Source organism: Roseovarius sp. (assembly GCF_965228755.1).
In the GTDB taxonomy this organism is placed as follows: Bacteria; Pseudomonadota; Alphaproteobacteria; order Rhodobacterales; family Rhodobacteraceae; genus Roseovarius.
Window position 1 is genome coordinate 314,335 of record NZ_CBDDIG010000013.1, and the last position, 19,208, is coordinate 333,542.

Annotated in this window: 29 protein-coding genes; 20 read left to right on the forward strand and 9 right to left on the reverse strand. The window is 61.6% G+C overall.

Annotation, left to right across the window (positions count from 1 at the left end; genetic code table 11):
- Positions 1-2: 2 nt before the first annotated feature.
- Positions 3-635: a ribonuclease HII gene (locus ACO07J_RS19825; RefSeq protein WP_422033460.1), complete on the reverse strand. Its 633-nt coding sequence runs from the start codon at positions 633-635 to the stop codon at positions 3-5.
- Between the two features lie 145 nt (positions 636-780).
- Entirely contained in the window at positions 781-1,143 is a 363-nt protein-coding gene (locus ACO07J_RS19830) for a hypothetical protein (protein WP_422032177.1), read from the reverse strand.
- A 198-nt stretch (positions 1,144-1,341) separates the two neighbouring features.
- Here ACO07J_RS19830 and ACO07J_RS19835 point away from each other — a divergent pair, with 198 nt between their 5' ends.
- From ACO07J_RS19835 to ACO07J_RS19845, 3 genes are all read left to right on the forward strand, one after another.
- A complete protein-coding gene (locus ACO07J_RS19835) occupies positions 1,342-1,584 on the forward strand; it encodes a hypothetical protein (protein WP_422032179.1) in 243 nt (80 codons plus the stop codon).
- Positions 1,585-1,627: 43 nt separating this feature from the next.
- A complete protein-coding gene (locus ACO07J_RS19840; protein ID WP_422032181.1) occupies positions 1,628-2,332 on the forward strand; it encodes a winged helix-turn-helix domain-containing protein in 705 nt (234 codons plus the stop codon).
- Between the two features lie 166 nt (positions 2,333-2,498).
- Positions 2,499-3,149 carry a hypothetical protein gene (locus ACO07J_RS19845; protein WP_422032183.1) on the forward strand — a complete coding sequence of 217 codons (651 nt, stop codon included), beginning with the start codon at positions 2,499-2,501 and terminating at the stop codon, positions 3,147-3,149.
- Between the two features lie 74 nt (positions 3,150-3,223).
- On the opposite strand, the gene ACO07J_RS19850 is transcribed toward ACO07J_RS19845, so the two are convergent.
- From ACO07J_RS19850 to ACO07J_RS19870, 5 genes are all read right to left on the reverse strand, one after another.
- Positions 3,224-4,333 carry a tyrosine-type recombinase/integrase gene (locus ACO07J_RS19850; RefSeq protein ID WP_422032185.1) on the reverse strand — a complete coding sequence of 370 codons (1,110 nt, stop codon included), beginning with the start codon at positions 4,331-4,333 and terminating at the stop codon, positions 3,224-3,226.
- Positions 4,334-4,577: 244 nt separating this feature from the next.
- On the reverse strand, positions 4,578-5,120 hold the full coding sequence (locus ACO07J_RS19855; RefSeq protein ID WP_422032187.1) for a hypothetical protein: 543 nt from the start codon (positions 5,118-5,120) through the stop codon (positions 4,578-4,580).
- A gap of 64 nt (positions 5,121-5,184) precedes the next feature.
- On the reverse strand, positions 5,185-5,691 hold the full coding sequence (locus tag ACO07J_RS19860; protein WP_422032189.1) for a hypothetical protein: 507 nt from the start codon (positions 5,689-5,691) through the stop codon (positions 5,185-5,187).
- 12 nt (positions 5,692-5,703) lie between these two features.
- A complete protein-coding gene (locus tag ACO07J_RS19865; RefSeq protein WP_422032191.1) occupies positions 5,704-5,886 on the reverse strand; it encodes a hypothetical protein in 183 nt (60 codons plus the stop codon).
- Between the two features lie 30 nt (positions 5,887-5,916).
- Complete coding sequence (locus tag ACO07J_RS19870; RefSeq protein ID WP_422032193.1) at positions 5,917-6,372, reverse strand: hypothetical protein; 456 nt, start codon at positions 6,370-6,372, stop codon at positions 5,917-5,919.
- 289 nt (positions 6,373-6,661) lie between these two features.
- Here ACO07J_RS19870 and ACO07J_RS19875 point away from each other — a divergent pair, with 289 nt between their 5' ends.
- The 17 genes from ACO07J_RS19875 to ACO07J_RS19955 are packed head-to-tail and all read left to right on the forward strand — an operon-like array spanning position 6,662 to position 18,372.
- Positions 6,662-7,873, forward strand: coding sequence for a phage portal protein (locus tag ACO07J_RS19875; protein ID WP_422032195.1), 1,212 nt, complete (start codon positions 6,662-6,664; stop codon positions 7,871-7,873).
- A complete protein-coding gene (locus tag ACO07J_RS19880) occupies positions 7,863-8,252 on the forward strand; it encodes a hypothetical protein (RefSeq protein ID WP_422032197.1) in 390 nt (129 codons plus the stop codon). The genes ACO07J_RS19875 and ACO07J_RS19880 overlap by 11 nt, the downstream gene beginning before the upstream one ends.
- Positions 8,252-8,758, forward strand: a complete 507-nt coding sequence (locus ACO07J_RS19885; RefSeq protein ID WP_422032198.1) for an HK97 family phage prohead protease — start codon at positions 8,252-8,254, stop codon at positions 8,756-8,758. The genes ACO07J_RS19880 and ACO07J_RS19885 overlap by 1 nt, the downstream gene beginning before the upstream one ends.
- Before the next feature lies 1 nt (position 8,759).
- Entirely contained in the window at positions 8,760-9,926 is a 1,167-nt protein-coding gene (locus ACO07J_RS19890; protein WP_422032200.1) for a phage major capsid protein, read from the forward strand.
- A 12-nt stretch (positions 9,927-9,938) separates the two neighbouring features.
- Entirely contained in the window at positions 9,939-10,322 is a 384-nt protein-coding gene (locus ACO07J_RS19895; protein WP_422032202.1) for a hypothetical protein, read from the forward strand.
- Between the two features lie 20 nt (positions 10,323-10,342).
- Entirely contained in the window at positions 10,343-10,693 is a 351-nt protein-coding gene (locus ACO07J_RS19900) for an HNH endonuclease signature motif containing protein (RefSeq protein WP_350095600.1), read from the forward strand.
- Between the two features lie 5 nt (positions 10,694-10,698).
- On the forward strand, positions 10,699-11,181 hold the full coding sequence (locus tag ACO07J_RS19905; protein ID WP_422032204.1) for a hypothetical protein: 483 nt from the start codon (positions 10,699-10,701) through the stop codon (positions 11,179-11,181).
- A 9-nt stretch (positions 11,182-11,190) separates the two neighbouring features.
- The gene (locus ACO07J_RS19910) at positions 11,191-11,508 is read left to right on the forward strand and encodes a head-tail connector protein (RefSeq protein ID WP_422032206.1); all 318 of its coding nucleotides are present in this window, start codon (positions 11,191-11,193) and stop codon (positions 11,506-11,508) included.
- On the forward strand, positions 11,508-11,915 hold the full coding sequence (locus ACO07J_RS19915) for an HK97-gp10 family putative phage morphogenesis protein (protein ID WP_422032208.1): 408 nt from the start codon (positions 11,508-11,510) through the stop codon (positions 11,913-11,915). Before ACO07J_RS19910 ends, ACO07J_RS19915 begins: the two co-directional genes overlap by 1 nt.
- Positions 11,912-12,328, forward strand: a complete 417-nt coding sequence (locus ACO07J_RS19920) for a DUF3168 domain-containing protein (RefSeq protein WP_422032210.1) — start codon at positions 11,912-11,914, stop codon at positions 12,326-12,328. The genes ACO07J_RS19915 and ACO07J_RS19920 overlap by 4 nt, the downstream gene beginning before the upstream one ends.
- Positions 12,325-12,654 carry a phage head closure protein gene (locus ACO07J_RS19925; protein WP_350095585.1) on the forward strand — a complete coding sequence of 110 codons (330 nt, stop codon included), beginning with the start codon at positions 12,325-12,327 and terminating at the stop codon, positions 12,652-12,654. Before ACO07J_RS19920 ends, ACO07J_RS19925 begins: the two co-directional genes overlap by 4 nt.
- Complete coding sequence (locus ACO07J_RS19930; protein WP_422032213.1) at positions 12,651-13,058, forward strand: phage terminase small subunit P27 family; 408 nt, start codon at positions 12,651-12,653, stop codon at positions 13,056-13,058. The genes ACO07J_RS19925 and ACO07J_RS19930 overlap by 4 nt, the downstream gene beginning before the upstream one ends.
- Positions 13,027-14,646 (forward strand): terminase large subunit, encoded by a 1,620-nt coding sequence (locus ACO07J_RS19935; protein WP_422032215.1) that lies wholly within the window; start codon positions 13,027-13,029, stop codon positions 14,644-14,646. The genes ACO07J_RS19930 and ACO07J_RS19935 overlap by 32 nt, the downstream gene beginning before the upstream one ends.
- Positions 14,647-14,658: 12 nt before the next feature.
- Positions 14,659-16,962: a hypothetical protein gene (locus tag ACO07J_RS19940; RefSeq protein ID WP_422032217.1), complete on the forward strand. Its 2,304-nt coding sequence runs from the start codon at positions 14,659-14,661 to the stop codon at positions 16,960-16,962.
- Positions 16,962-17,315: a phage tail assembly chaperone gene (locus tag ACO07J_RS19945; RefSeq protein WP_422032219.1), complete on the forward strand. Its 354-nt coding sequence runs from the start codon at positions 16,962-16,964 to the stop codon at positions 17,313-17,315. The genes ACO07J_RS19940 and ACO07J_RS19945 overlap by 1 nt, the downstream gene beginning before the upstream one ends.
- A 17-nt stretch (positions 17,316-17,332) precedes the next feature.
- Entirely contained in the window at positions 17,333-17,473 is a 141-nt protein-coding gene (locus ACO07J_RS19950; RefSeq protein WP_422033462.1) for a DUF6471 domain-containing protein, read from the forward strand.
- Positions 17,431-18,372, forward strand: a complete 942-nt coding sequence (locus ACO07J_RS19955) for a hypothetical protein (RefSeq protein WP_422032221.1) — start codon at positions 17,431-17,433, stop codon at positions 18,370-18,372. The genes ACO07J_RS19950 and ACO07J_RS19955 overlap by 43 nt, the downstream gene beginning before the upstream one ends.
- Before the next feature lie 125 nt (positions 18,373-18,497).
- Here ACO07J_RS19955 and ACO07J_RS19960 read toward each other — a convergent pair whose 3' ends face one another.
- Both ACO07J_RS19960 and ACO07J_RS19965 read right to left on the reverse strand, forming a co-directional pair.
- Positions 18,498-18,824: a hypothetical protein gene (locus tag ACO07J_RS19960; protein ID WP_422032223.1), complete on the reverse strand. Its 327-nt coding sequence runs from the start codon at positions 18,822-18,824 to the stop codon at positions 18,498-18,500.
- Positions 18,800-19,027: a DNA-binding protein gene (locus ACO07J_RS19965; protein WP_422032225.1), complete on the reverse strand. Its 228-nt coding sequence runs from the start codon at positions 19,025-19,027 to the stop codon at positions 18,800-18,802. Before ACO07J_RS19965 ends, ACO07J_RS19960 begins: the two co-directional genes overlap by 25 nt.
- Positions 19,028-19,208: the final 181 nt, after the last annotated feature.

Genomic DNA, 19,208 nt, shown 5'->3' on the forward strand with positions numbered 1-19,208 from the left:
AATCAGGAGGTTACTGATTTAACTTGATACAAGATATTGTGTACCGGTTTGAACGAACGCCTATGGTGTGGGGTCACACCGAGATTTTGAAGCGCGGCCATGTGGCTTTTCGAGCCATAGCCGGCATTGGTCTCCCAGCCGTATCCGGGAAACTGTTGCGCCAAATCCCACATGATGCGATCGCGCCGGGTTTTCGCCACAATCGACGCGGCAGCGATCGACACGCACAGCCCGTCTCCGCGGATCACCGCCCGCGCCGGGCCGCCACAGTTCCGGGGAATCATGTTGCCGTCGATCAGCGCCATGCAGGCCGGCCGGCTCAGCCCGGCCAGTGCCCGCTCCATCGCCAGGTGCGCGGCCCGCAGGATGTTGATCTCGTCGATCTCCTCGACGCTGGCATGGGCCACCGACACCTCGGCACAGGCCATGATCTGATCGTGCAGCTCGGCGCGCCGTTGGGCGGTCAGCTTCTTGGAATCGTCCAGCCCCTCGGGGATGCAATCCCGCTCAAGCACCACGGCGCAGGCGGTCACTGGCCCCGCCAGCGGCCCGCGCCCCGCCTCGTCGACCCCGGCCACGCGCAGCGCGCCCTGGCCCAGCAGGTCGAGTTCCATGGTGTAGTCTGGCCCGGTCATACGGGCAGAAAGCATGTTGCCCGGGGAAATGCAAAGGGCTCTTTGCCGCTGCCGCCCCTTGTCGCCCCGCGTCGCTCCGCCCCACCCGCCAAACGGAAAGAGAGGGCCGAAGCCCTCTCTCCCCAATGCGCGATGGAGCCGCCGGTTACCAGTTGCGGCGATGGCTGTGCCCGTAATCGTGATCGCAATACCGGTCATGGCGGTGATACCGTTGCCGCTGATACCGTTGCTGCCGGACCCAGCGATTGTGCTGCCGGACGCGCTGCTGCTGAACCCATCGGTTGTGCTGCCGCAGGCGCTGTGCCCGGTACGGGTCATAGCCGTGCCGCGAGACGTAATAGCCGTCGTTGTCGTTGGCGTCCGCGATGGCCATGCCGATGATCGCCAGCGCGGCGGCACCGGCGATGATCTTGGCGGTGTCGTTATCCGCGCGCGCCGGCGCGGATGACAGCACCGTCAGCGCCATGGCGGCGGCCATGATCGAGGTGATGAAGCGTTTGAATGGCATCGGGGCCTCCTTTCAGGCAGGGGTTACCATTACATCCGACCTCGCGATCGCCAGCGATGCCGGTCATGCCCCGAATCCTGCGCCCACCCCCCTCTGACAGGCAATATCGCCACGCCGTTATCCGATAACACGTCCGGAAAAGCCCATTTCCGGCAGGCCGTTATTGAATAGCCGCAGGGTTCGGCGCATGTTGGCGCCATGAAACGAACCCTCATCATATGCCTGCTTAGCGCAGGTCTCGCGCTGTCTGCCGCCGCATCGGCCCAGGCCGCCTGTCGTGTCGAATACAAGGCCAAGCGCGACAACCCGCTCGAGCTGTTCTTCGAAGTAGCGGTCGTGCCCGGCCCGTGCAACCCTGCAACCGCCCAGGCGCAACTTCGGCCAATCCTTGCCGGGAAAGGGCTGACCCTGCTCAAGATTCTGTCGGTGCGCGAAGAGTGACGGTAATGGGATGACGTGATGTGACGATGGGGGCACGCCAGTGGTGACAGACGATACAGGATTGGCCGCGGATGCGCGCCGCTCGGGCAGCCGCGTTGTGGTGGGCGGCGTCATCGCCATCGTGACGATCCTGTCAATGACCGCCGTCTTCCTGTTCCTGACCCTGCCCGACGGCAACGCCTTCAACGCCCGGGTCGAGCGTATCTTCGTCGAGAACGACGCGCTGACGGCCGAGGCCGAGATCAAGCTGCTGGAAATCCTCGCCCTCTCGGGCACCGCCTTTTCCGAAACGCTGACCAGCTATCGCATCGTCATCTTCGTGCTGCTGGTCTTCGCCACGGCGCTGCTGATCGCTGCGCTGGTCTTCCTCGTGATGCTGGTGGCGCTCAACCGCCGCATGGCCCAGATCGAGCGCTCGGGCATCCAGGTCAGCTCGCTCCTGATCAGCCGGGACGAGAACACCGTCTACCTCAACAACATGGGCTTCAAGCTGACCGAGGCGGCGATGGAAACCCTGGCCGTGCTGGCCGAGGCCCGGATGGACGACGACGTGCTCACCGGCGCCGAGATCGAATCGGTCATCTCCGGCCGCTCCAAGGAAGACTGCGAGGAAGCCGCGGGCGCCACCCGCATCAAGCGCCTGCGCGACACGCTGGGCAACCAGATGATCTCGGAACTTCTGGTCAAGAACATCGCCCGCCGCGGCTACATGCTGGCCATCGACAAGGACGTGATCCGGGTGATCTGATCGCGGTCCGCCGGGCGCCCCGCCGCCCGGCCTGCGTCCCGACGGCAACGCTTTTCGCCTTTGTCCCGGTGAAAGGTGGCTTTCTGTTCCCCGAAAGGTTGCGGGCCCGTGCCGCCCGTGCAACCTTACCTTTCCGCAAGGGAATTTGACAGAAGGCGGGGCCCACATGACATCCGGAATACGTGACCGCAAACGCGCCTGGCGCTTCGGTGCCGCCCTCGCCACGCTCCTTTCCCTTTCGGCCCCGGCCGCGGCCGACATCTTCGTCGGCGGCCCCAGCGCCGAGGTCGAGATCCTCACCGACGAATTCATGTCGCCCGAGGCCACGCTCAACTTCGTCGAAATGGCCCAGGCCTCGTATTTCGGCGCCTTCGTCTACAACCGGGCCGAAGGCACGTGGGGCGGGATCGCCAATGTCCACTCGCTGAAGTTCGCCCGCGCCCGCGCCATGTCGCTCTGCCGCAGCGAATCCCGGGTGCCGTCGCATTGCAAGGATTACGGCTATGTCACCGCCCATGGATACAGCCGGTCAAGTGGTCAGACCACGCTCAACAGCTCCGCCTCCGCCATGTTCCGGGCCTATCTGAAATCGACCTCTCCCGGGGGCTTCGGCGCCTTCGCCATCGCGCCCTTCGGCGCGGCGGCCTATTCCGGCAACAACGCCACCAGCAAGGGCGCGGCCGCCGATGCGCTCGGCAAGTGCCAGAAGGTGTCCAACGAGACCCGCGCCCGCGCCGCCCCCCATTTCTCCGCCGACAAGAGCTTCTTCAAGGCCAGCAACTGGAAATGCCAGGTCATCCACGTCCAGTCCCGATAGCGGCAAGGGGCGCTGGCGACCCCGGCAGGATTCGAACCTGCAACCTGCCCCTTAGGAGGGTATCGTTTATCATCTCATTTTCCTTTCTGTTTCAGGGGGATACCGGTTTCATCTTCAGTACGCTGTACGCGTCCTGTACGAATTTGCTCGCGCAGCATGGCTTGATCATCCTCCGCGTGGGCGTAAATCTGGTCGGGCAGAGAGACTGATTTCCAGCGGCCTGCCTTGGCGGCTGACACTGGATCTACACCCTGCCTCACGCGCAACTCAGTGTAGAAGCCGTGCCGGCCGGCAGCGTGGGCGGAAAGTGGTGCAATACCGGCGTCGCGACAGATCGTCAGCCATCGTTTGCGGTATCCTGTGGGGGTGGCATAGCCGAACACCCGAGCTTCCATGCGTTTGCCCGTTTTGCGGTTCAGAGGCCGCTTGGGCGGCAGGTTTGCCAGCTCAATCATCATGTCGTGTGAGATATCGACCCATTGGGCCGGATGGCCTTTCGCGGCTTTCAGCCAAACTCTCTTTCTCAGAAGGTCCAAATGCTCAGGGAGGATGGAAATCGCCTGGTCGATTCTCGCAGCCGTTTCGAACATGAAGTGCGCCAAGGCAGCGTTGTGGACGTCGGCATGAGCGCAGAATGCCGCTATCCACGCTCTGTCAGATGGTTTGCGCTCTACCCGGCTTTGTTTCCCTCGGTTGAGGTCTTGGTCGATCCGTTCCTTATCGGTGTACCGCTTGACCTTGATTGGTGGGCACTTCCCCAGATCATGGGCATTGTTTATCACCGCTCGGAGCGGGGTTACGATGCTTCGCCACATGGTGTCGGTGGAGGCATTGGGCTTTAGACGGAACCCGAGGTCGCGGAGATAGCGCGGTGTCACTTCGACAATTGGCTTTTCTAGAAAGTCATCTCCAAGAGCGTCCACGATGTCGAGAAGGCATTTGGCGTCGGCCGGCTTGGCATCGTAAAGCTGGACGGCATCCCCCATCGTCAGCTGTTCAGCCTCGTCTCCAAGGAGGTAACGACGCCTTTGCCTTTCCGTTTCCCGTTGGATCCATTCATGCGCGCCCGCTTTTGTAGATGCTCCCGTGCTGACTCTGTAGTACTCGGTGATCGGGCGCCCTTCGTATTCGACGCGGCCTCGGGCCCAGTAAACTGAACCGCGGGAGTATGCTTCGAGCGGCATGGTTGCGACTCCATCAAGATTTGATCGATGTGCTCGGGTAGAAGAATCATCGCGTTGCCAAACTTGCAGCACGCTCCAATGCGCTTTGCGCCCTCGCGAAGTGTTCGCACGCTGATCTCGAACCCGCGTTCCAACATCAGCTCAACCCACTGCTCCGGCGTTTTGCCGGTGTCGAGAATGATTGATCCAGTGTCGCGAAGTTCGGTCATATGCTCTTGCTTGGCTATCGGGATCATTCTGAGGCTCAGATGCCGAGTTCTTGGGCTGCAGCTTCCAATACTGAGTTCGGCTCGAGTGCCATCTTCCAGCACGTTTCAATCCAGATCCGGTCGACCGGAAGAACAAAAACTCCGCCCGGATTTCCCAAGAGGACATTCGCCTCCTTCCACCAATCGAAACCAGCATATCTTGGCACGGCGGTGGAGCCTTTGTGCGAGACGCAAAGCATCGTTTCGACCTTCGCATTCGGGTCGACAAAGGGAACACCAGGGATGCGGGCGTATTGTCCAGAAGATGGCCCCGCGGAATGTGCAAATGTCGCGCCAGCCCGTAGTGCCATTTCAGTTGATACGCTGCTTTTGATCAGTTGCGCTGCAATGGCGTATTGAACGACGCCATAACCTGTGAAGGTTCGATGCCGGCCCTGACTGCCACCACCTTCCGGCCCGTCCTCCGGCTTTGCACTATCAACGTACCGTGAAATCCACGTTTGAAGAGTAGCAGGTCGGATATCGGCGATCTCGGCCAATTCCTTGGAAGAGAACTGCTTGTCGCGAAGAACGTTCATTGCATCACCTCGAAAAACTCATGTGCAGTTTTACTCACAGTGCAGCTAAATTCAAGATAAAAATTCAGGTGAGTGAACAGTGGTTATTGCAGAGGGCTGCGTCGGCCAGTTCGCTTACCGTCGGCGGGTCATCCCGCTCGAACATGTCCTCGAATTGATCGGCCGGGATATTCCCCGTCCGCATCGCCTGCTTGTGCTGGTGTGGAGACATGCCAGCAGCGCGGGCGGCGTCGGTGCGGGAAAAAGGTCGGGCGCCCACCTTCTTTGTCCCCGGTGAATTGTGCATGCCCGTCGCCGGCTCAATCTGCTGCATTAGCTCGGCATAGTGGCGCAGCGCCCGGCCCTTGATCCGCATCGCCGCCAAATTCCGCAGGTGCGGATCAACATCTTCGTCGGCCTCCGGCGGCTCCTGATAGGTCGACCGGCGCGGCTTGGTGGAGGGGTAGCTCTTGCCGTCAGCGCCGGTGATCTTGGTGGGGGCGTCAGGTGCCGCATTTGCGGCAGCTAAGTTGCGGCGTACGGTGTCGTTGTTTACAGTCCCATCCGCCTCCGCGATCTGGCGGTAGGACATGCCGTCAGCGCTTTATCCGCGCCCACTTCGGCCTGCTGGAACTCGGTCCAGCAGCAATGGCTCACCACGGCGATAGGAAATACGCGGCGCCCAAACCCAATTCAGGTTCATGCGGGGGTAGACGGTTTTTATGATTTTGCTTGTTGAGAACATGATGCGCGCGACGAACTGGCTGTTTACGAACATGTTGAGCATTTTCTTTCCTTCGATTTAACTATTGAGCTCTCAGTAGGTTGACTGAGAGCGAACTTCGTCCTCTACCTTTTCCCATACCTCGACGGCGCCGGCGACAAAGCCGCGAGCGTATTGACGGCTCTGATCTTTGAAAAAGATGTCGTGCTCGTGCCTAACCTCGAACGGCGTGCCATCGCTTTTGCCATCGAAGATCAAATCTACAGCGTCGTCGGTCTCTGACAACCACATGAGCTGGTCAGCTTCGGCTTCTTTTGCAGCCCATTTCACGCCGTCCTCGTGGCCAGTGTTGAAATCTGCTTCCGCAGTGACAGCGTAACTCGCTTTCAGTCGGTCGACGATTTGTGCGTGATCCATATCCGTAATCCTTTTCCTTTTGTTGACCTCGAGCTCGAAAGCACGCGCGGCGACGCCTGACCAGGATACGATCTCCACCTCATCCATGCGTGCTCTGAGTTCGTCGGGGATACTGATGTTCATTCGTGCCATGCGCACTGCCTTCCATTGATGCGCATATTAATACAATTTTGCGCATAAATGGTCAATATGGTACTTGGTTGTGTAGCTTCTGGTTCTTTCGTCACGATGCGCAAAGAAGATGATGGCGGAAGGCGGGGTATGTTATATTTTTCAATAATTTAAGGGGACCGGCGCCGGGCGCTGCGCACAAGATACGCGAAAAATAGATTTTTCGCCGACAACGAATACCCACCAAAACCTTCCAAAACCTGACATTTGCTAGCTGCCCGGCGAGTAAAGTCCCTGCCACCTTGTGGGCATGTGGCCGTTCACCAGCAAACCGAAAATCGAAACGAAGGGGCTCGCCGAACCCGGCGATGACCTCTTCGCTGTCTTCGGTATCACGCCGACCTCATCGGGCAACGTCACCGTCACGCCGGATGCGGCGCTGCGAGTGCCTGCAGTCGGCTCTGCGATCCGCGTGATCTCCGAGGCCGTGGCCACGCTCGACGTGAGCGTGAAGCGCATCGAGAAGGATGGCACCGAGATCCTGGAGCCCGATCACCCGGCCCTGACGTTCCTTCGCGACAGCGCCAACGACTGGACCAGCGGCTTCGAGTTCCTGCGTGACCTGGTGATCGACGCGCTGTCCGACGACCGGGGCGGTACAGCCTATGTCAACCGCCTGGGCGACGGCCGCATTGGAGAGGTCCTCCGGTATCGCCGGGGCGTGGTCGACGTGCAGTTCGACGGCACCACGGGCGAGCCCACCTACAAGATCGACGCGCGCCCTGTGCCCGCCACGAACGTGGTCCACCTTCGCAGCCCGTTCGGACGCGCGCCGCTGTCGCTGGCCCGCGAGGCCATCGGCACGGCCATCGCCCTCGACCTGCACGCGGCCAAGCTGTTCGGGCGCGGGGCCCGGCCCTCTGGCGCGCTGAAGTTTCCGAAGGGCATGCCCGAGGAGTCGGTGAAAAAGGCGCGCGCGGCATGGCGGACCACGCACGAAGGCACCGATACGCAGGGGCAGACCGCGATCCTTTACGATGGCACCGAGTTCGAGCCATTCACCTTCAGCTCGACCGACGCCCAGTTTCTTGAAAACCGCAAGTTCCAGATCCTCGAAATCGCCCGGTGTTTCCGCGTGCCGCCGCCCATGCTGTTCGACCTGGAACGTGCCACGTGGAGCAACGGGGAACAGCAGGGCCGGGAGTTCCTGAGTTACACGCTTGAACCGTGGCTGAGGGCCACTGAGGGCGCCCTGCGCCGGGCGCTCTTCACCGATGAGGAGCGCGGCCAGTACGTCATCCGGTTCGATCGCGATGACCTCACCCGCGCCGATCTCGACACCCGCTCGACGGTGATCAACTCACTGATTTCGTCGCAAGTGATCAACCCCAACGAGGGCCGGCAATGGCTCGGCCTGCCGCCGCGCGAGGGCGGTAACCAGTTCATGAATCCGAACATCACGGCCGACGCTTCTCGGAACCAGGATGCCGACGACGACGAGGAGAACGACGATGCAGCTTGATGATATCCGCGCCTTCTCCGCCGACCAGGAGCGCGGCGCCTGGTTCGAACTCCTCGATCCGGTGACCGGCAAGTCGACCGGGATTCGGTTCAAGCTGGCCGGTCCCGACAGCGAGACACAGAACCGCGCCCGGCTGCGCCTGGCTGACGACCTGGCGGAAGTGGCGGATGCCGAGGGCCGCGTGTCTGCCGAGGCGCGGGAACGTGCCCGGCTCGACAGCCTGGCCCGCTGCATCCTCGACTGGGAAATCAGCGAAGGCGGAGAAGCACTTCCCTTCACGCATGCCAGCGCCGTTCGCCTCCTCAAGGCGGCGACATGGGTACAGGCGCAGGTGGATAGCTTCGCGTCTGACCGAGCTGCATTCCGGAGGGACGGCTGATGGAACGCGTATATCTCGAAACCAAGCTGGACGCCTCGGATGACGGCACGATTGAGGGGCTGGCATGGAAGTATGCCGAGGCCGACCGCATCGGCGACATGATCCAGAAGGGCGCCTTCACCAACACCTCGCTGCCGCTGCCCATGCTCTTCGGGCATGACCAGAACGATCCGATTGGCACGTGGGACACCGCCGAAGACGATACCGAGGGGCTGCGCCTCAAAGGGCGGCTTCTGGTGGATGAAGTGGCCCGCGCACGCGAGGTGCGCGCCCTGGTCCGTGCTGGCGCCGTGCGTGGCATCTCGATCGGCTTCCGCACCAAGAAGGCCACCCCGCACGCCCGTGGCGGCCGGACGATCACCGAGCTGGATCTCGTGGAAGCCAGCCTCTGCGTGATCCCGATGCACCCCGGTGCACGGGTGACCTCCGCAAAAACCGCCGTCCGCGCCCTGTCGCTGGCGGCATCCCTTCAACGCGCTGCGGCGCAGCTCGCACAAAGGACCTGACATGCGACATATCAAAAAGACCGAGCTGCTTGGCAGCACGGCGCTCACCCTCAAGGATGGCAGCGACGACGATCCGAACGACATCGTCACGAAAGCCATCGGCGATCTGACCGAGACCGTGAACAAGCGGCTCGATGAGATCGAGGAAAAGACCGACACCTCGAAGCTCGAGGAGCGGCTCGACAAGATCGAGGCAAAGTCGAACCGCGCCAAGGGCGGCGACGACGATCCCGACGAACAGGCAGAAATCGAGAAGAAGGCGTTCGGCAACTACCTGCGCCTCGGGAACCAGACACCACCCGACGAGATCAAGGCGCTCACCGTTTCAAATGATCCGCAGGCCGGCTATCTCGCGCCGGCGGAGATGTCGACGGAGTTCATCCGCGACCTGGTGGAGTACTCGCCTATCCGGTCGATTGCCAGTGTTCGCAGCATCACCTCCTCCTCTGTTAAGTATCCCAAGCGTACCGGCGTTACCAACGCGCAATGGGAAGGCGAGACCGAGGAATCAGAGGAGAGCGCGCCCACATTCGGCCAGCTCGAAGTGGTTCCGCACAAGCTGACGACCTTCACCGATGTTTCGAATGAACTTCTAAACGACAGCGGGGGCACCGCCGAGGCCGAGGTCCGTATGGCTCTGGCAGAGGACTTCGGGAAAAAAGAAGGTACCGCATTCGTCAACGGCACCGGCTCCGGTCAGCCCGAGGGCCTGATGACCCATGCCGATGTCCCGGCGACCATCAACGGTTCCACCTCGGCCCTCTCGGCCGACAAGTTGATTGAGCTCATGTACGCGCTTCCGGCAATGTACCGGAACGCGGGTACGTGGATGATGAACGGCACCACGCTGGGCGTGATCCGGAAACTAACCGATGGCGACGGAAACTTTCTTTGGCAACCATCGTTCCAGGCTGGCCAGCCCGAGACGCTACTTGGACGACCGGTGATCGAGGCCGTGGACATGCCCGATTACGAGAGTGGTTCATTCCCGATCATCTTCGGCGATTTCTCCGCCTATCGGATCGTGGATCGCCTCGCCATGTCGATCCTCTCCGACCCGTACACGCAGGCCCGCAAGGGCATCACCCGCATGCACGCCACCCGCCGGGTTGGTGGCCGCGTCCTGCAGGCCGCGCGCTTCCGCAAACTCAAGATGGCGACCAGCTAAGGAGCAACTGACATGCGAGACCAAGGATCGAATATCGGAGTGGTTCAGGCGGTCGCACCCGCCGTTCTCTCCGCCACCAACACCGCTGACCCGATCGACCTGCTGGGCTTCAACGCGGCGACGGTGGTCATCAACACCGGGGCCATCGTCTCTTCGGGCAACTTCACCGCGACGCTGCAGGAGAGCGAAGACGGCTCGACCGGCTGGACGGACGTTGCCGCCGCGCACCTCGTAGGCACTCTGCCTGCCACGCTCGAAGCCAACAGCGTCTACAAGCAAGGCTACATCGGTTACCGGCGGTACATCCGCACGGTCCTCACCAAGAACAGCGGCACCTCGATTGCCGCCGGGGTGACGATCGTGAAGGGACACCCCGCCGACGCGCCGGTGAGCTAAGGAATGGCAGGGGCAGCACAATGCCGCAAATTCCTCCTAGGTTGTGTTCATGCGGACACCGTTGTGGTGTCGGTGTTCGTTGCCCCTGCCAGCAAAAACGGGATGCCGAGCGCAAGGCGCGCTTCGACAAGACCCGACCGAATTCCAGCCAGCGCGGCTACACCGGTGCCTGGGAGAAAGCCCGCAAGGCGTTCCTGCGCCGCAAGCCGCGCTGCGCCCGCTGCGGTGCCCAGGCGACCGTGGTGGACCACATCAAACCGCACAAGGGCGACCAGACGCTGTTCTGGGATCAGGCCAATTGGCAACCGCTCTGCACACCCTGTCACTCCGGCGCCAAGCAACGTGAAGAGCGCCGTCTATCAGAAAGGTGAATGACATGACTATCTACGCAACCGCCGGAGCCAAGCTTTATATTGGTGGTGTCCTGGAGGACAAATCCAGTGACTTCGAGGAGTCGGATTTCGACGCCATCAGCTGGACCGAGATCAAGAGCCTGGAATCCCTCGGCACTCTCGGCGATCAGGCAAACGAAGTCACGATCGATGTTATCGGGGAAAATCGTACGAAACGGTTCAAGGGAACGCGCAATGCGCCGCCGATGGAGGTTGTCTGCGGGCTCGACTACTCCGACGCAGGACAGCAGGCCGTGATCGCCGCGGAGAAGGAAATCCACGATTATGCGTTCCGCGTCGTGTTTGACGATGCGCCGAGTGGCGGCACACCTTCTGAGCGCATGTTCATCGCCAAGGTTGCCAGCGCCTCAGAGGCCTACGATACAGCGAATTCCGTGATGCGGATGAACGTTTCCTTGTGGGTTAACTCCAACGTTGTGCGCATTGACGCAGACGATGGCGTGTAAGGCTGGCCGATGGCGATCGCGACCCTCGACCAATTGAACGATCAACTCTCGCTGACAACGGATATCCTCGTCTACGATGGGAACCTTTTGCAGGACAAACTTGATGCCGCGCAGGCTTACATCGAACGGATGCTGGGGTTTCGCATCGAGGAAGAATTCGGCGGTGAGGGGCAAGACCCCATCCCGCCTGATCTGGTCGAGGCCGTGCTGCAGTTGGCGGCGTGGTGGTACGAACAGCGCGAGACGGCCCTGACCGGTACGATCGTCGCCGAGGTGCCATTCGGCGTGCAGGAGATCATCACCGCCTATCGTGAGTTCACCTTCTGATGTCAGACGCTTCGCTCAAAAAATTCCAGGCACGGATGAGGGCCATTCCCAAGGCCGCGCGGAATGCGGTGCAGCCTGCCCTCGCGCAAGGCGGATATGAGATCGCCGAGGCCATGGAAAGCCTGGCACCGGAAGACAGCGGCGATCTGGTGGGCTCCATCGCGGTGACCCTCTCCGGTCAATCCACGCCACCCTATTCGCAGCCGGGTGGCTCGCATGTCGTACCAGAGAACCAGGTGGCCATCACCGCCGGGAACTCGGATGTGCGCTATCCACACCTGCAGGAATACGGCACCAAGCACCATCAAGCTCAACCGTTCTTCTGGCCCGGCTTCCGTCTGGCGAAACCGAAAGCCGAACGGCGCATCAAGCGCGCCATCGCCAAGGCGATCCGGGAGGCGAAATGAGCGTGGATCTTGCGGTTCAAAAAGCCATCCGTGCGCGTCTCGTGGCCACGTCAGCGGTCACCGATCTCGTGCCCGCAGTCTCGATCCTCGATCGCAACAGGGCGCCCGCACCAAGTCCGAGCATCATCCTGGGCGAGGTGCAGATCATGGACGAGGGTGACAGCATCAAACGCACGCGGTCGAGGGTCTACCATACGATCCACGTCTGGAAGGTTGAGCCATCCCGCGAGGGTGTGAAACTGATCAACGCGGCGATCAAGGCGGCCATCCATGCCGGTCGGCTGGATCTCGGCCCCGGCCTGCATTGTGCAGACTGGCGGGTGGCTTCCATGCGCGCCCTCAGCGACCCTGACGGCGAAACCTCGCACGGCATCGTAACCGTCAATCTCCTGGTGCAGGAGGTGCCATCATGAGGTCGGGCAAGCTTGTGCATATCATCGCGGTGCTACGCGCCACCACCACGGTGAATGATACCGGAACGCCGGTTCGGACCTGGGCGCAAGTTGCGGTTCTGCGTGCCGAGATCGTTGAGCGCGCAACACAGGACTTCCTTGAGAACGCGGGCGAAATCAGCACGGCGCGCACGGTCTTTCGGACGCGGTATCTCGATTGTGTGCTGACCACCGACCGGATCAACTTCGATGGCCAGCATTTCGAGATCGAAGAGATCAGCCGCATCGGTCGCCAAAAGGGGCTGGAAATCCGGTGCCGGCAGGTGACCGAGGAGGCCAGGTCATGAGGGGCACAAAGCCGAACCTGAGCACCGATCCGGACGCGCTTGGCTATGTGCCTGCGCCGGATTGGCTCGCCGACGAAGCCGCGAAGGAATGGCACCGCGTGATGCCGATCCTGACCGAACGGCGCATCCTGACCGATGCAGATCTCGGAAGCCTCGAAAATTACTGCATCGCCATCGGTACGGTGCGCGATATGGAAGCGCATCTTCAGGAGCATGGTCACGTCACGAAAGATATCGAAGGGCGGATGAAGCGTAACCCGGCGGTGGGCATTCAGTCGGACGCCATGACCCGTGCCCGCCTGTTGGCCGCCGAGCTTGGCCTGACGCCAGTGTCGCGGTCGCGCCCGGCAATCAGAGAGGAGGACCCGGCCAATGACGGCGACAACCCCCTCGACGTTTCCTGAGTGGATCTACGACGGTTCCGAAATCCCTGACCCGTTCGGCTATGGCGAGCGGGCGGTGAAGTTTCTGCGGGCGCTGCGGCACCCGAAATCCACGCTGCCCCGCCGGGCCTTCCAGCTCGACCCGTGGCAGGAGCGGATTGTGCGCCGCATCTACGGGCCACGCGACGAACATGGCCGGCGGATCGTCACGAGCGCGATTTTGCTTCTGCCACGCGGAAACAGGAAGACCAGCTTGTCCGCAGCGCTGGCCCTTCTCCACACCATCGGGCCGGAACGGGCACCCTCTGGCGAGGCCATCTTCGCCGCCCTCGACCGGACACAGGCCGGGATCGCCTTCCGCGAGGCGATGGGCATCATTCGGGAAGACAAGAGGATCGAGACGGCCGTCAAAGCCTACGATGCCCACAATGCCCCGAAGAAGGTGATCTACAAGAAGGACGATGCGGCGATGCAAGTGGTGTCCGGCGATGCCGGGCCTCAGCACGGCTCGACCCCGAACTTCGTGCTCGCCGATGAAATCCACCTCTGGCCCAACCGCTCCCTCTGGGAAGCCCTGACCACTGGTCTCGACAAGGTGGACGACAGCCTTCTCGTGGTGGCCACCACCGCCGGAAGGGGCAACGACAACCTTGCCCACGAGGTCATCGAGGATGCGCGCCGCGTGGCACGGGGCGATGTGGACGACCCGACAATCCTGCCCATTCTCTTCGAGGCTGCGCGGGATGTCGACTGGCGCGACGAGGAATTCTGGCATCGCGTCAATCCGGGTTTGCGCCATGGGTATCCGAGCCTTGCCGGCTTCCGGCGCCATGCGCAGCGTGCGGAACGCAGTGTCGGTGAACGGCAATCGCTGAAGCAGTTGAAGCTCAACATCTGGATCGACGCTGCAACCGACCCGTTCGTGGACATGGAGATCTATGACGCCGGGCGGAAGAGCTTCGACCTGGACACGCTGGAAGAGGCGGATTGCTGGCTGGCGGTTGACCTGTCATCGACCACTGACCTTTCCGTCATCGTGGCATGCTGGCGCGTGGCCGAGGGGTACTACGTGCACCCGTGGTTCTTCTGTCCGGAAGATACGCTGCGGATCAGAGAAAATGCCTCCGGTGCGAACTATGTCGAATGGCACGAGCAAGGCTTGATCACCGCGACGGAGGGCAACGTGATCGACTACCGCGAAATCGAAAGTCAGATCGTGGAGCTATGCGAGCGGTTCAATGTGCGCGAGATCGCCTTCGACCCGCACCTCGCACGGCAAGTGCAGCCCAACATCCTCGACAAAGGCCTACCTGCGATCGACATGCGGCAAGTGCCGTCCCTGATGATGCCCGCCTATCAGGAACTGGAACGCGCCATCCTCGGCGGTGAATTCCATCACGGCGCTCACCCGGTGCTGCGCCATTGTTTCGCGAACGTCGCGGTCAAGCGGAACGATCACGGCCATGTGGCCAAGTTCACCAAGGCCCAGAAATGGCTTTCGATCGACGGGGCCGTGGCAGCGGCAATGGCGGTATCGCGTTGCTCTGCAGATGAGGGCGGGCTCGTGACCTCGGCGGGCTGGTTCACTGACGACATGTGGACCGCATAAGGAGAATGGGAAATGGATGAAGAACGCCTGATCGTTGCCCTCGAAGCCCGCATCAGGGATTTCGAGAAGAACATGGCCAAGGCCGAGCGCCGGGGCACCAAGACCTACACCGGCCTGCGCCGAGGTTCCAAGGTCGCGACAACCGCGATGGAGCGGGATATGCTGGGCTCGACGCGCCGGATCAACCAGGCGCTCGCAACCACCTCGACCCGCATCGGATCATTCGGCAAGGCATTTGCAGCCGCCACTATCGCCGCCGGCATGGCTGCCATCACACGAGGGTCAACCCAAGCCGTTCGCAGCATGGCCGAGATTGGTCGACAAGCCGAACGGGCCGGGCTGAGCATCGAAGCGTTCCAGGAACTGAAGTTCGTCGGGGAACAGAACCGGATCGAGGTTGATGCCCTGGTTGACGGGCTGAAGGAATTGCAGCTACGCGCCGATGAGTTCATCGTCACGGGCCAAGGGCCGGCGGCCGAGGCGTTCAAGCGGCTGGGCTATGGGGCCAGCGACCTGAAGCGCCGACTCGAAGAACCGGAAGAGCTCTTCGCGGACATCATTGGCCGGATGGAAGGTCTCGACAGCGCCGCGCAGATCCGCGTGGCCGACGAGGTGTTCGGTGGGACGGCGGGCGAGCGGTTCGTGGAATTGCTCGACCAGGGTGAACGGGGCATCCGGCAGCTCACGGCACGGGCCAACGAGCTCGGCATCGTAATTGACGAAGAGGCGGTGGAGAAGGCTGCCGAGCTCGACCGTAAGTTCGCAGAGGTCCAGGCGCGGGTCGCAACCCTGTCGAAGACCGTAGTCGTGAATCTTGCCGGCGCCTTGGAGGAAGCCTTCAGCTTCGACGTAGATGACCTCTTCGGATCGGCCGAGCGGGCCGTTGCGATGATGGGCGCGGAAAACTACCGCGCGCTGAAAGACGCGGCGGCGGTAACCGAGGATCAGAAGAACAGCGCCGAAGACCTTGTGGAAACCTATGAAGAGCTGTTCCGCGCCATCAACCAGGCCACCGGGCCCGATGGTATCCGGCTCATGGATGTGGCCGACGTTGAAGAAGCCCATGAACTAGCGGCGATCCTGCAAGACATCGACGCCCAGATGCAGGCATTCCAGCGTGGCGAGACCAGCGCTGGAGACTTTGAGGGCGCCGTGGCCGATCTCGTGGAGGAAGCCGAAAACCTCGTGCAGGGGCTGAGTGATGTGGATGCCCAGCGGTTCGGCAATGTCATCGGGGCCATTGGTGGAATTGCGCAGGCGCTGAAGACCGCCGCAGAGAACGCCGCGGCGCTTCGCGAAAACCTGCCCGAGGGCGATACCGAAACCGGCATCGAGTACGGCCCGCGCAATGGCAGGCCGAACAACCGACCGCCGAGCCCGTATGCGCCGAAGACCTCACTGCGGCCACGACTACCGACCATCGACGCGAGCTTCGGCGTGCCTGACAGCTCGACCAGCGGCGGCTCGCAAAGCCTCGACGGGTTCCAGCGGGAGATCGAGAAGACACGGGCCGATATTGCCGCGCTGGAACAGGAAGCCATAGCGCTGACCTCAGTGGCGCAGAGCGGGCGGAACGTGGGCGATGCGATGGACTACGCCTCCAAGAAGGCCGAGTTGCTGTACGAGGCACAACAGGCAGGTGTGGAGCTGACACCGGAGATGATCGCCCAGATCGAGGCGTTGGCGGCACAGTACGTCGAGGCCGCAAATGGTGTGGACGTGATCCGCGAACGGATGGAAGAGGCACAGGATATCCAGGAAGAATTCCGGGGCGCGGCACAGAGTGCGTTCGCAGACTTCGTCACCGGCGCGGCAAGCGCCGAGGAGGCGATCGGCCGGTTGATATCGAGGCTGGCAGACCTTGCCCTGGAAGCGGCGCTCAGCGGCCTGTTCAGCGGCTTTGGCGGGTCAAGTGGCGGCATCTTTGGCGGTGCCGTCATTCCCGGCATCCTTCATGATGGCGGGGTGGCCGGCAGGGATGGCTACGGGCACGGCCGCGCGGTTTCGCCTTCGGTCTTCCGAGGCGCGCCCCGGTATCATTCGGGTGGCATTGCGGGGCTGCGCCCGAACGAAGTACCGGCCATTCTTCAAAAGGGTGAGCTCGTCATTCCCGCTGGCGCGAGGCCGCAGAGCGTCGGACCCAAGGGCGAGGCCGTGCTGCGCATCGAGGCACCGGAAGGTTTCTCTGTCGAGCAAGAGGGGCGCATCCAGGGTATCTCCATCAAGACCGTGCAGCAAGGTCTTGCGGAGTACGATCGCGGACAACTTCCGAACAGCGTCAAGCGTATCACCGATGATCCGACGAGGCGCGGCTGATGGTTCGCCTCCACAAACTTCTCACCCGCGCCCTGGAAGACCACCTCGCGGGTGGGCCCCCGCGCCCCCCAGAAGGCGCGGAGGTGCTCTGGAACGCGTTCAACGCCCTTTCACATGCGCGCACACTTGGGCCAGTCGGGCCGAACCCGATACAGCCGTCCGAGATCGAATCCTGGGCACGGCTGATGCGCATGCCGCTGGAACCGCACCACGTGGCCATCCTCGCCGAGCTCGACCGGATCTGGATGCGCGATGCGTACAGTAAGCAGAGCGCGCCGGAGGGCGTGAAGACCCTACCGCAGCGATCGACCCACGCAATCACGCCGGGACTGTTTGATCTGGCGGTGGGGTGAGGTTCTCGATCAGATTGATGCGGTGTAAACGTGCGCAGATCGGGGTTGAAGACAACGAGCGGAATTTGAGCAATAAAGTATCCAGAGGGAAATTTACCGCTGGATGCTTTTTGCTATGTTTGCACGCATTGGAATCATCGCACTTGTTCTTGGACTAGCTCTTTCGACGTGGCTACAGGCTCAGGAAAATGAAGCCGAGCCAGAAGTACAGCTAGAAACCAATCAGGAACAGGCCCCGGAGCAGGCCGCCGTAGAGCCAGCGCCAGTTGAGCCAACGATCACCACCCCAACTAACGAACCCCGCCCCGAACATAATCAAGACACTCCCACCGATAGCAATGAAGAGGCGCATCAATACCCCAGCACCATTCTTGGGGACGGATGGGCACAGTGGGCAATGGCGTTTTTTGCGTTTTTGGGCGTGGCCATAAGTGCTTGGGCGGTCTGGCTGCTCAAGAGAACTTTGGATGAAACCGTAAGAGCTGTTCGAGAAGGTGAGAAAGCTACCTCTGCAAGTCTGGAGGCCGCCAAAGCCGCTCAAGAGGCCAACCAAATCATGCGAAATGAGCAGAGGCCGTGGCTTGATTTCGAGGTTCTGGAATTCAAAATTCGTCACGCCCGCACCGAGAACGGCGGGGTTGTCCCCTACTTCATTCCAAAGGTTCAAATCACCAACCACGGCAAATCCCCCGCGTTCAAGACGGTCTTTGTTGTTCGGCTCTTGGTTAGCGATACTTTCGAAAGCACCAGTATTGACCAATTTGTGAAAGATACCGCTGAGCGGTCTGTTATCTTGGCGGAACACAGCGTTTTCCCTGGCACACCAAAAATCATTGAACCGACCACCACCACCTTCGAGACAATTGTTATGCACATTTCCGGATCGGACCTCACCGCTAAGACGGCATACATCATGGCACTGGTCGAATATGTTTGGGATGACAGGCGCGCCTTCGCCGCGCGGCTCTACACTTGCAAAGCGATGGACCTGCTCCCGCGCCCCACTACTGACGCCTTCAAGCCAGTGGTCCTCAACGGGTTCGAGAAGCGCAACTAGCACCAGAGCCTTAATCACCGCTCAGTCCTCCGGCTAGTGCGTTTGACGCATAGGTCCGTAAAGGCGATCGTCGCACCGGCTGATCGTAACCGTGCCAGGGTTATCCGTATGTTCTATGTCCTTGGTCATTCTGCTGACTCCGTTGATTGGATCGGGTGCCCTCTGAGCCCCTCGTAAACCTTTGTTGCGCGGACTGAGATTGCGTCCGCGATCTCCGGATCACTGATGTGGACGGCAATCTGATGACCGCGGTGGCTCTTGCCCTTGGGGCCATTGACCACGAGCTTGCCGTCATGTCTCTGCACGAGGGAGCAACCGCAGATCTGCAATCCGGCAATGTTCAGTTCGAACACCCCGAGAATTCGGTTGCCGGATCGGCTCGGCCGACCGTCGACCACCACCATCCTGTCGAGACTAAAGTCCATCTTCACTTCCTTTTCTTCTTCAGCCACGCCATCAGCTCGGACCGAAAGGCAAAGAAGCTGCCGCCGGGCTCGGGTCGATAGATCGGGCAGTCATCGAGCCGGGCCAAGCGACGTGCCTTGTCCGTGCTCACGCCAAGCGCCTGAGCGATGTTGTTCAAGCCCCAGATCTTCTCGGGGCTGGTGAGTGTGTCGAACCGCGCCGGGTCCAGTTGAGGTTGGTTACTGTTCATGGTCCTGCCTTTCGATTGGACATACTACCGCCACCCGCTCCTTCCCCCCGATACACGGGGGAAGGCCCTACACTCCCTGCTCCGTATCCACGCGATGCCCGATATCGGGGGCCAACCGCTTCCCCGCAGGGTTTTCTCCTGCCCCGCCCTTTGCAGCTCAGCGCCGGTGCGGTCCCCGGTT

Bases quoted from the DNA above. Each gene is read 5' to 3' on its own strand.
- ACO07J_RS19880 (WP_422032197.1), top strand. From the start codon at position 7,863: ATGCAGCTTGATGATATCCGCGCCTTCTCCGCCGACCAGGAGCGCGGC.
- ACO07J_RS19885 (WP_422032198.1), top strand. From the start codon at position 8,252: ATGGAACGCGTATATCTCGAAACCAAGCTGGACGCCTCGGATGACGGC.
- ACO07J_RS19940 (WP_422032217.1), top strand. From the start codon at position 14,659: ATGGATGAAGAACGCCTGATCGTTGCCCTCGAAGCCCGCATCAGGGAT.
- ACO07J_RS19950 (WP_422033462.1), top strand. From the start codon at position 17,333: ATGCGGTGTAAACGTGCGCAGATCGGGGTTGAAGACAACGAGCGGAAT.
- ACO07J_RS19855 (WP_422032187.1), bottom strand. From the start codon at position 5,120: ATGAACGTTCTTCGCGACAAGCAGTTCTCTTCCAAGGAATTGGCCGAG.
- ACO07J_RS19845 (WP_422032183.1), top strand. From the start codon at position 2,499: ATGACATCCGGAATACGTGACCGCAAACGCGCCTGGCGCTTCGGTGCC.
- ACO07J_RS19905 (WP_422032204.1), top strand. From the start codon at position 10,699: ATGACTATCTACGCAACCGCCGGAGCCAAGCTTTATATTGGTGGTGTC.
- ACO07J_RS19825 (WP_422033460.1), bottom strand. From the start codon at position 635: ATGACCGGGCCAGACTACACCATGGAACTCGACCTGCTGGGCCAGGGC.
- ACO07J_RS19890 (WP_422032200.1), top strand. From the start codon at position 8,760: ATGCGACATATCAAAAAGACCGAGCTGCTTGGCAGCACGGCGCTCACC.
- ACO07J_RS19835 (WP_422032179.1), top strand. From the start codon at position 1,342: ATGAAACGAACCCTCATCATATGCCTGCTTAGCGCAGGTCTCGCGCTG.
- ACO07J_RS19875 (WP_422032195.1), top strand. From the start codon at position 6,662: ATGTGGCCGTTCACCAGCAAACCGAAAATCGAAACGAAGGGGCTCGCC.
- ACO07J_RS19945 (WP_422032219.1), top strand. From the start codon at position 16,962: ATGGTTCGCCTCCACAAACTTCTCACCCGCGCCCTGGAAGACCACCTC.
- ACO07J_RS19935 (WP_422032215.1), top strand. From the start codon at position 13,027: ATGACGGCGACAACCCCCTCGACGTTTCCTGAGTGGATCTACGACGGT.
- ACO07J_RS19965 (WP_422032225.1), bottom strand. From the start codon at position 19,027: ATGAACAGTAACCAACCTCAACTGGACCCGGCGCGGTTCGACACACTC.
- ACO07J_RS19910 (WP_422032206.1), top strand. From the start codon at position 11,191: ATGGCGATCGCGACCCTCGACCAATTGAACGATCAACTCTCGCTGACA.
- ACO07J_RS19900 (WP_350095600.1), top strand. From the start codon at position 10,343: ATGCCGCAAATTCCTCCTAGGTTGTGTTCATGCGGACACCGTTGTGGT.
- ACO07J_RS19930 (WP_422032213.1), top strand. From the start codon at position 12,651: ATGAGGGGCACAAAGCCGAACCTGAGCACCGATCCGGACGCGCTTGGC.
- ACO07J_RS19925 (WP_350095585.1), top strand. From the start codon at position 12,325: ATGAGGTCGGGCAAGCTTGTGCATATCATCGCGGTGCTACGCGCCACC.
- ACO07J_RS19860 (WP_422032189.1), bottom strand. From the start codon at position 5,691: ATGTCCTACCGCCAGATCGCGGAGGCGGATGGGACTGTAAACAACGAC.
- ACO07J_RS19830 (WP_422032177.1), bottom strand. From the start codon at position 1,143: ATGCCATTCAAACGCTTCATCACCTCGATCATGGCCGCCGCCATGGCG.
- ACO07J_RS19915 (WP_422032208.1), top strand. From the start codon at position 11,508: ATGTCAGACGCTTCGCTCAAAAAATTCCAGGCACGGATGAGGGCCATT.
- ACO07J_RS19865 (WP_422032191.1), bottom strand. From the start codon at position 5,886: ATGCTCAACATGTTCGTAAACAGCCAGTTCGTCGCGCGCATCATGTTC.
- ACO07J_RS19920 (WP_422032210.1), top strand. From the start codon at position 11,912: ATGAGCGTGGATCTTGCGGTTCAAAAAGCCATCCGTGCGCGTCTCGTG.
- ACO07J_RS19895 (WP_422032202.1), top strand. From the start codon at position 9,939: ATGCGAGACCAAGGATCGAATATCGGAGTGGTTCAGGCGGTCGCACCC.
- ACO07J_RS19955 (WP_422032221.1), top strand. From the start codon at position 17,431: ATGTTTGCACGCATTGGAATCATCGCACTTGTTCTTGGACTAGCTCTT.
- ACO07J_RS19870 (WP_422032193.1), bottom strand. From the start codon at position 6,372: ATGGCACGAATGAACATCAGTATCCCCGACGAACTCAGAGCACGCATG.
- ACO07J_RS19850 (WP_422032185.1), bottom strand. From the start codon at position 4,333: ATGCCGCTCGAAGCATACTCCCGCGGTTCAGTTTACTGGGCCCGAGGC.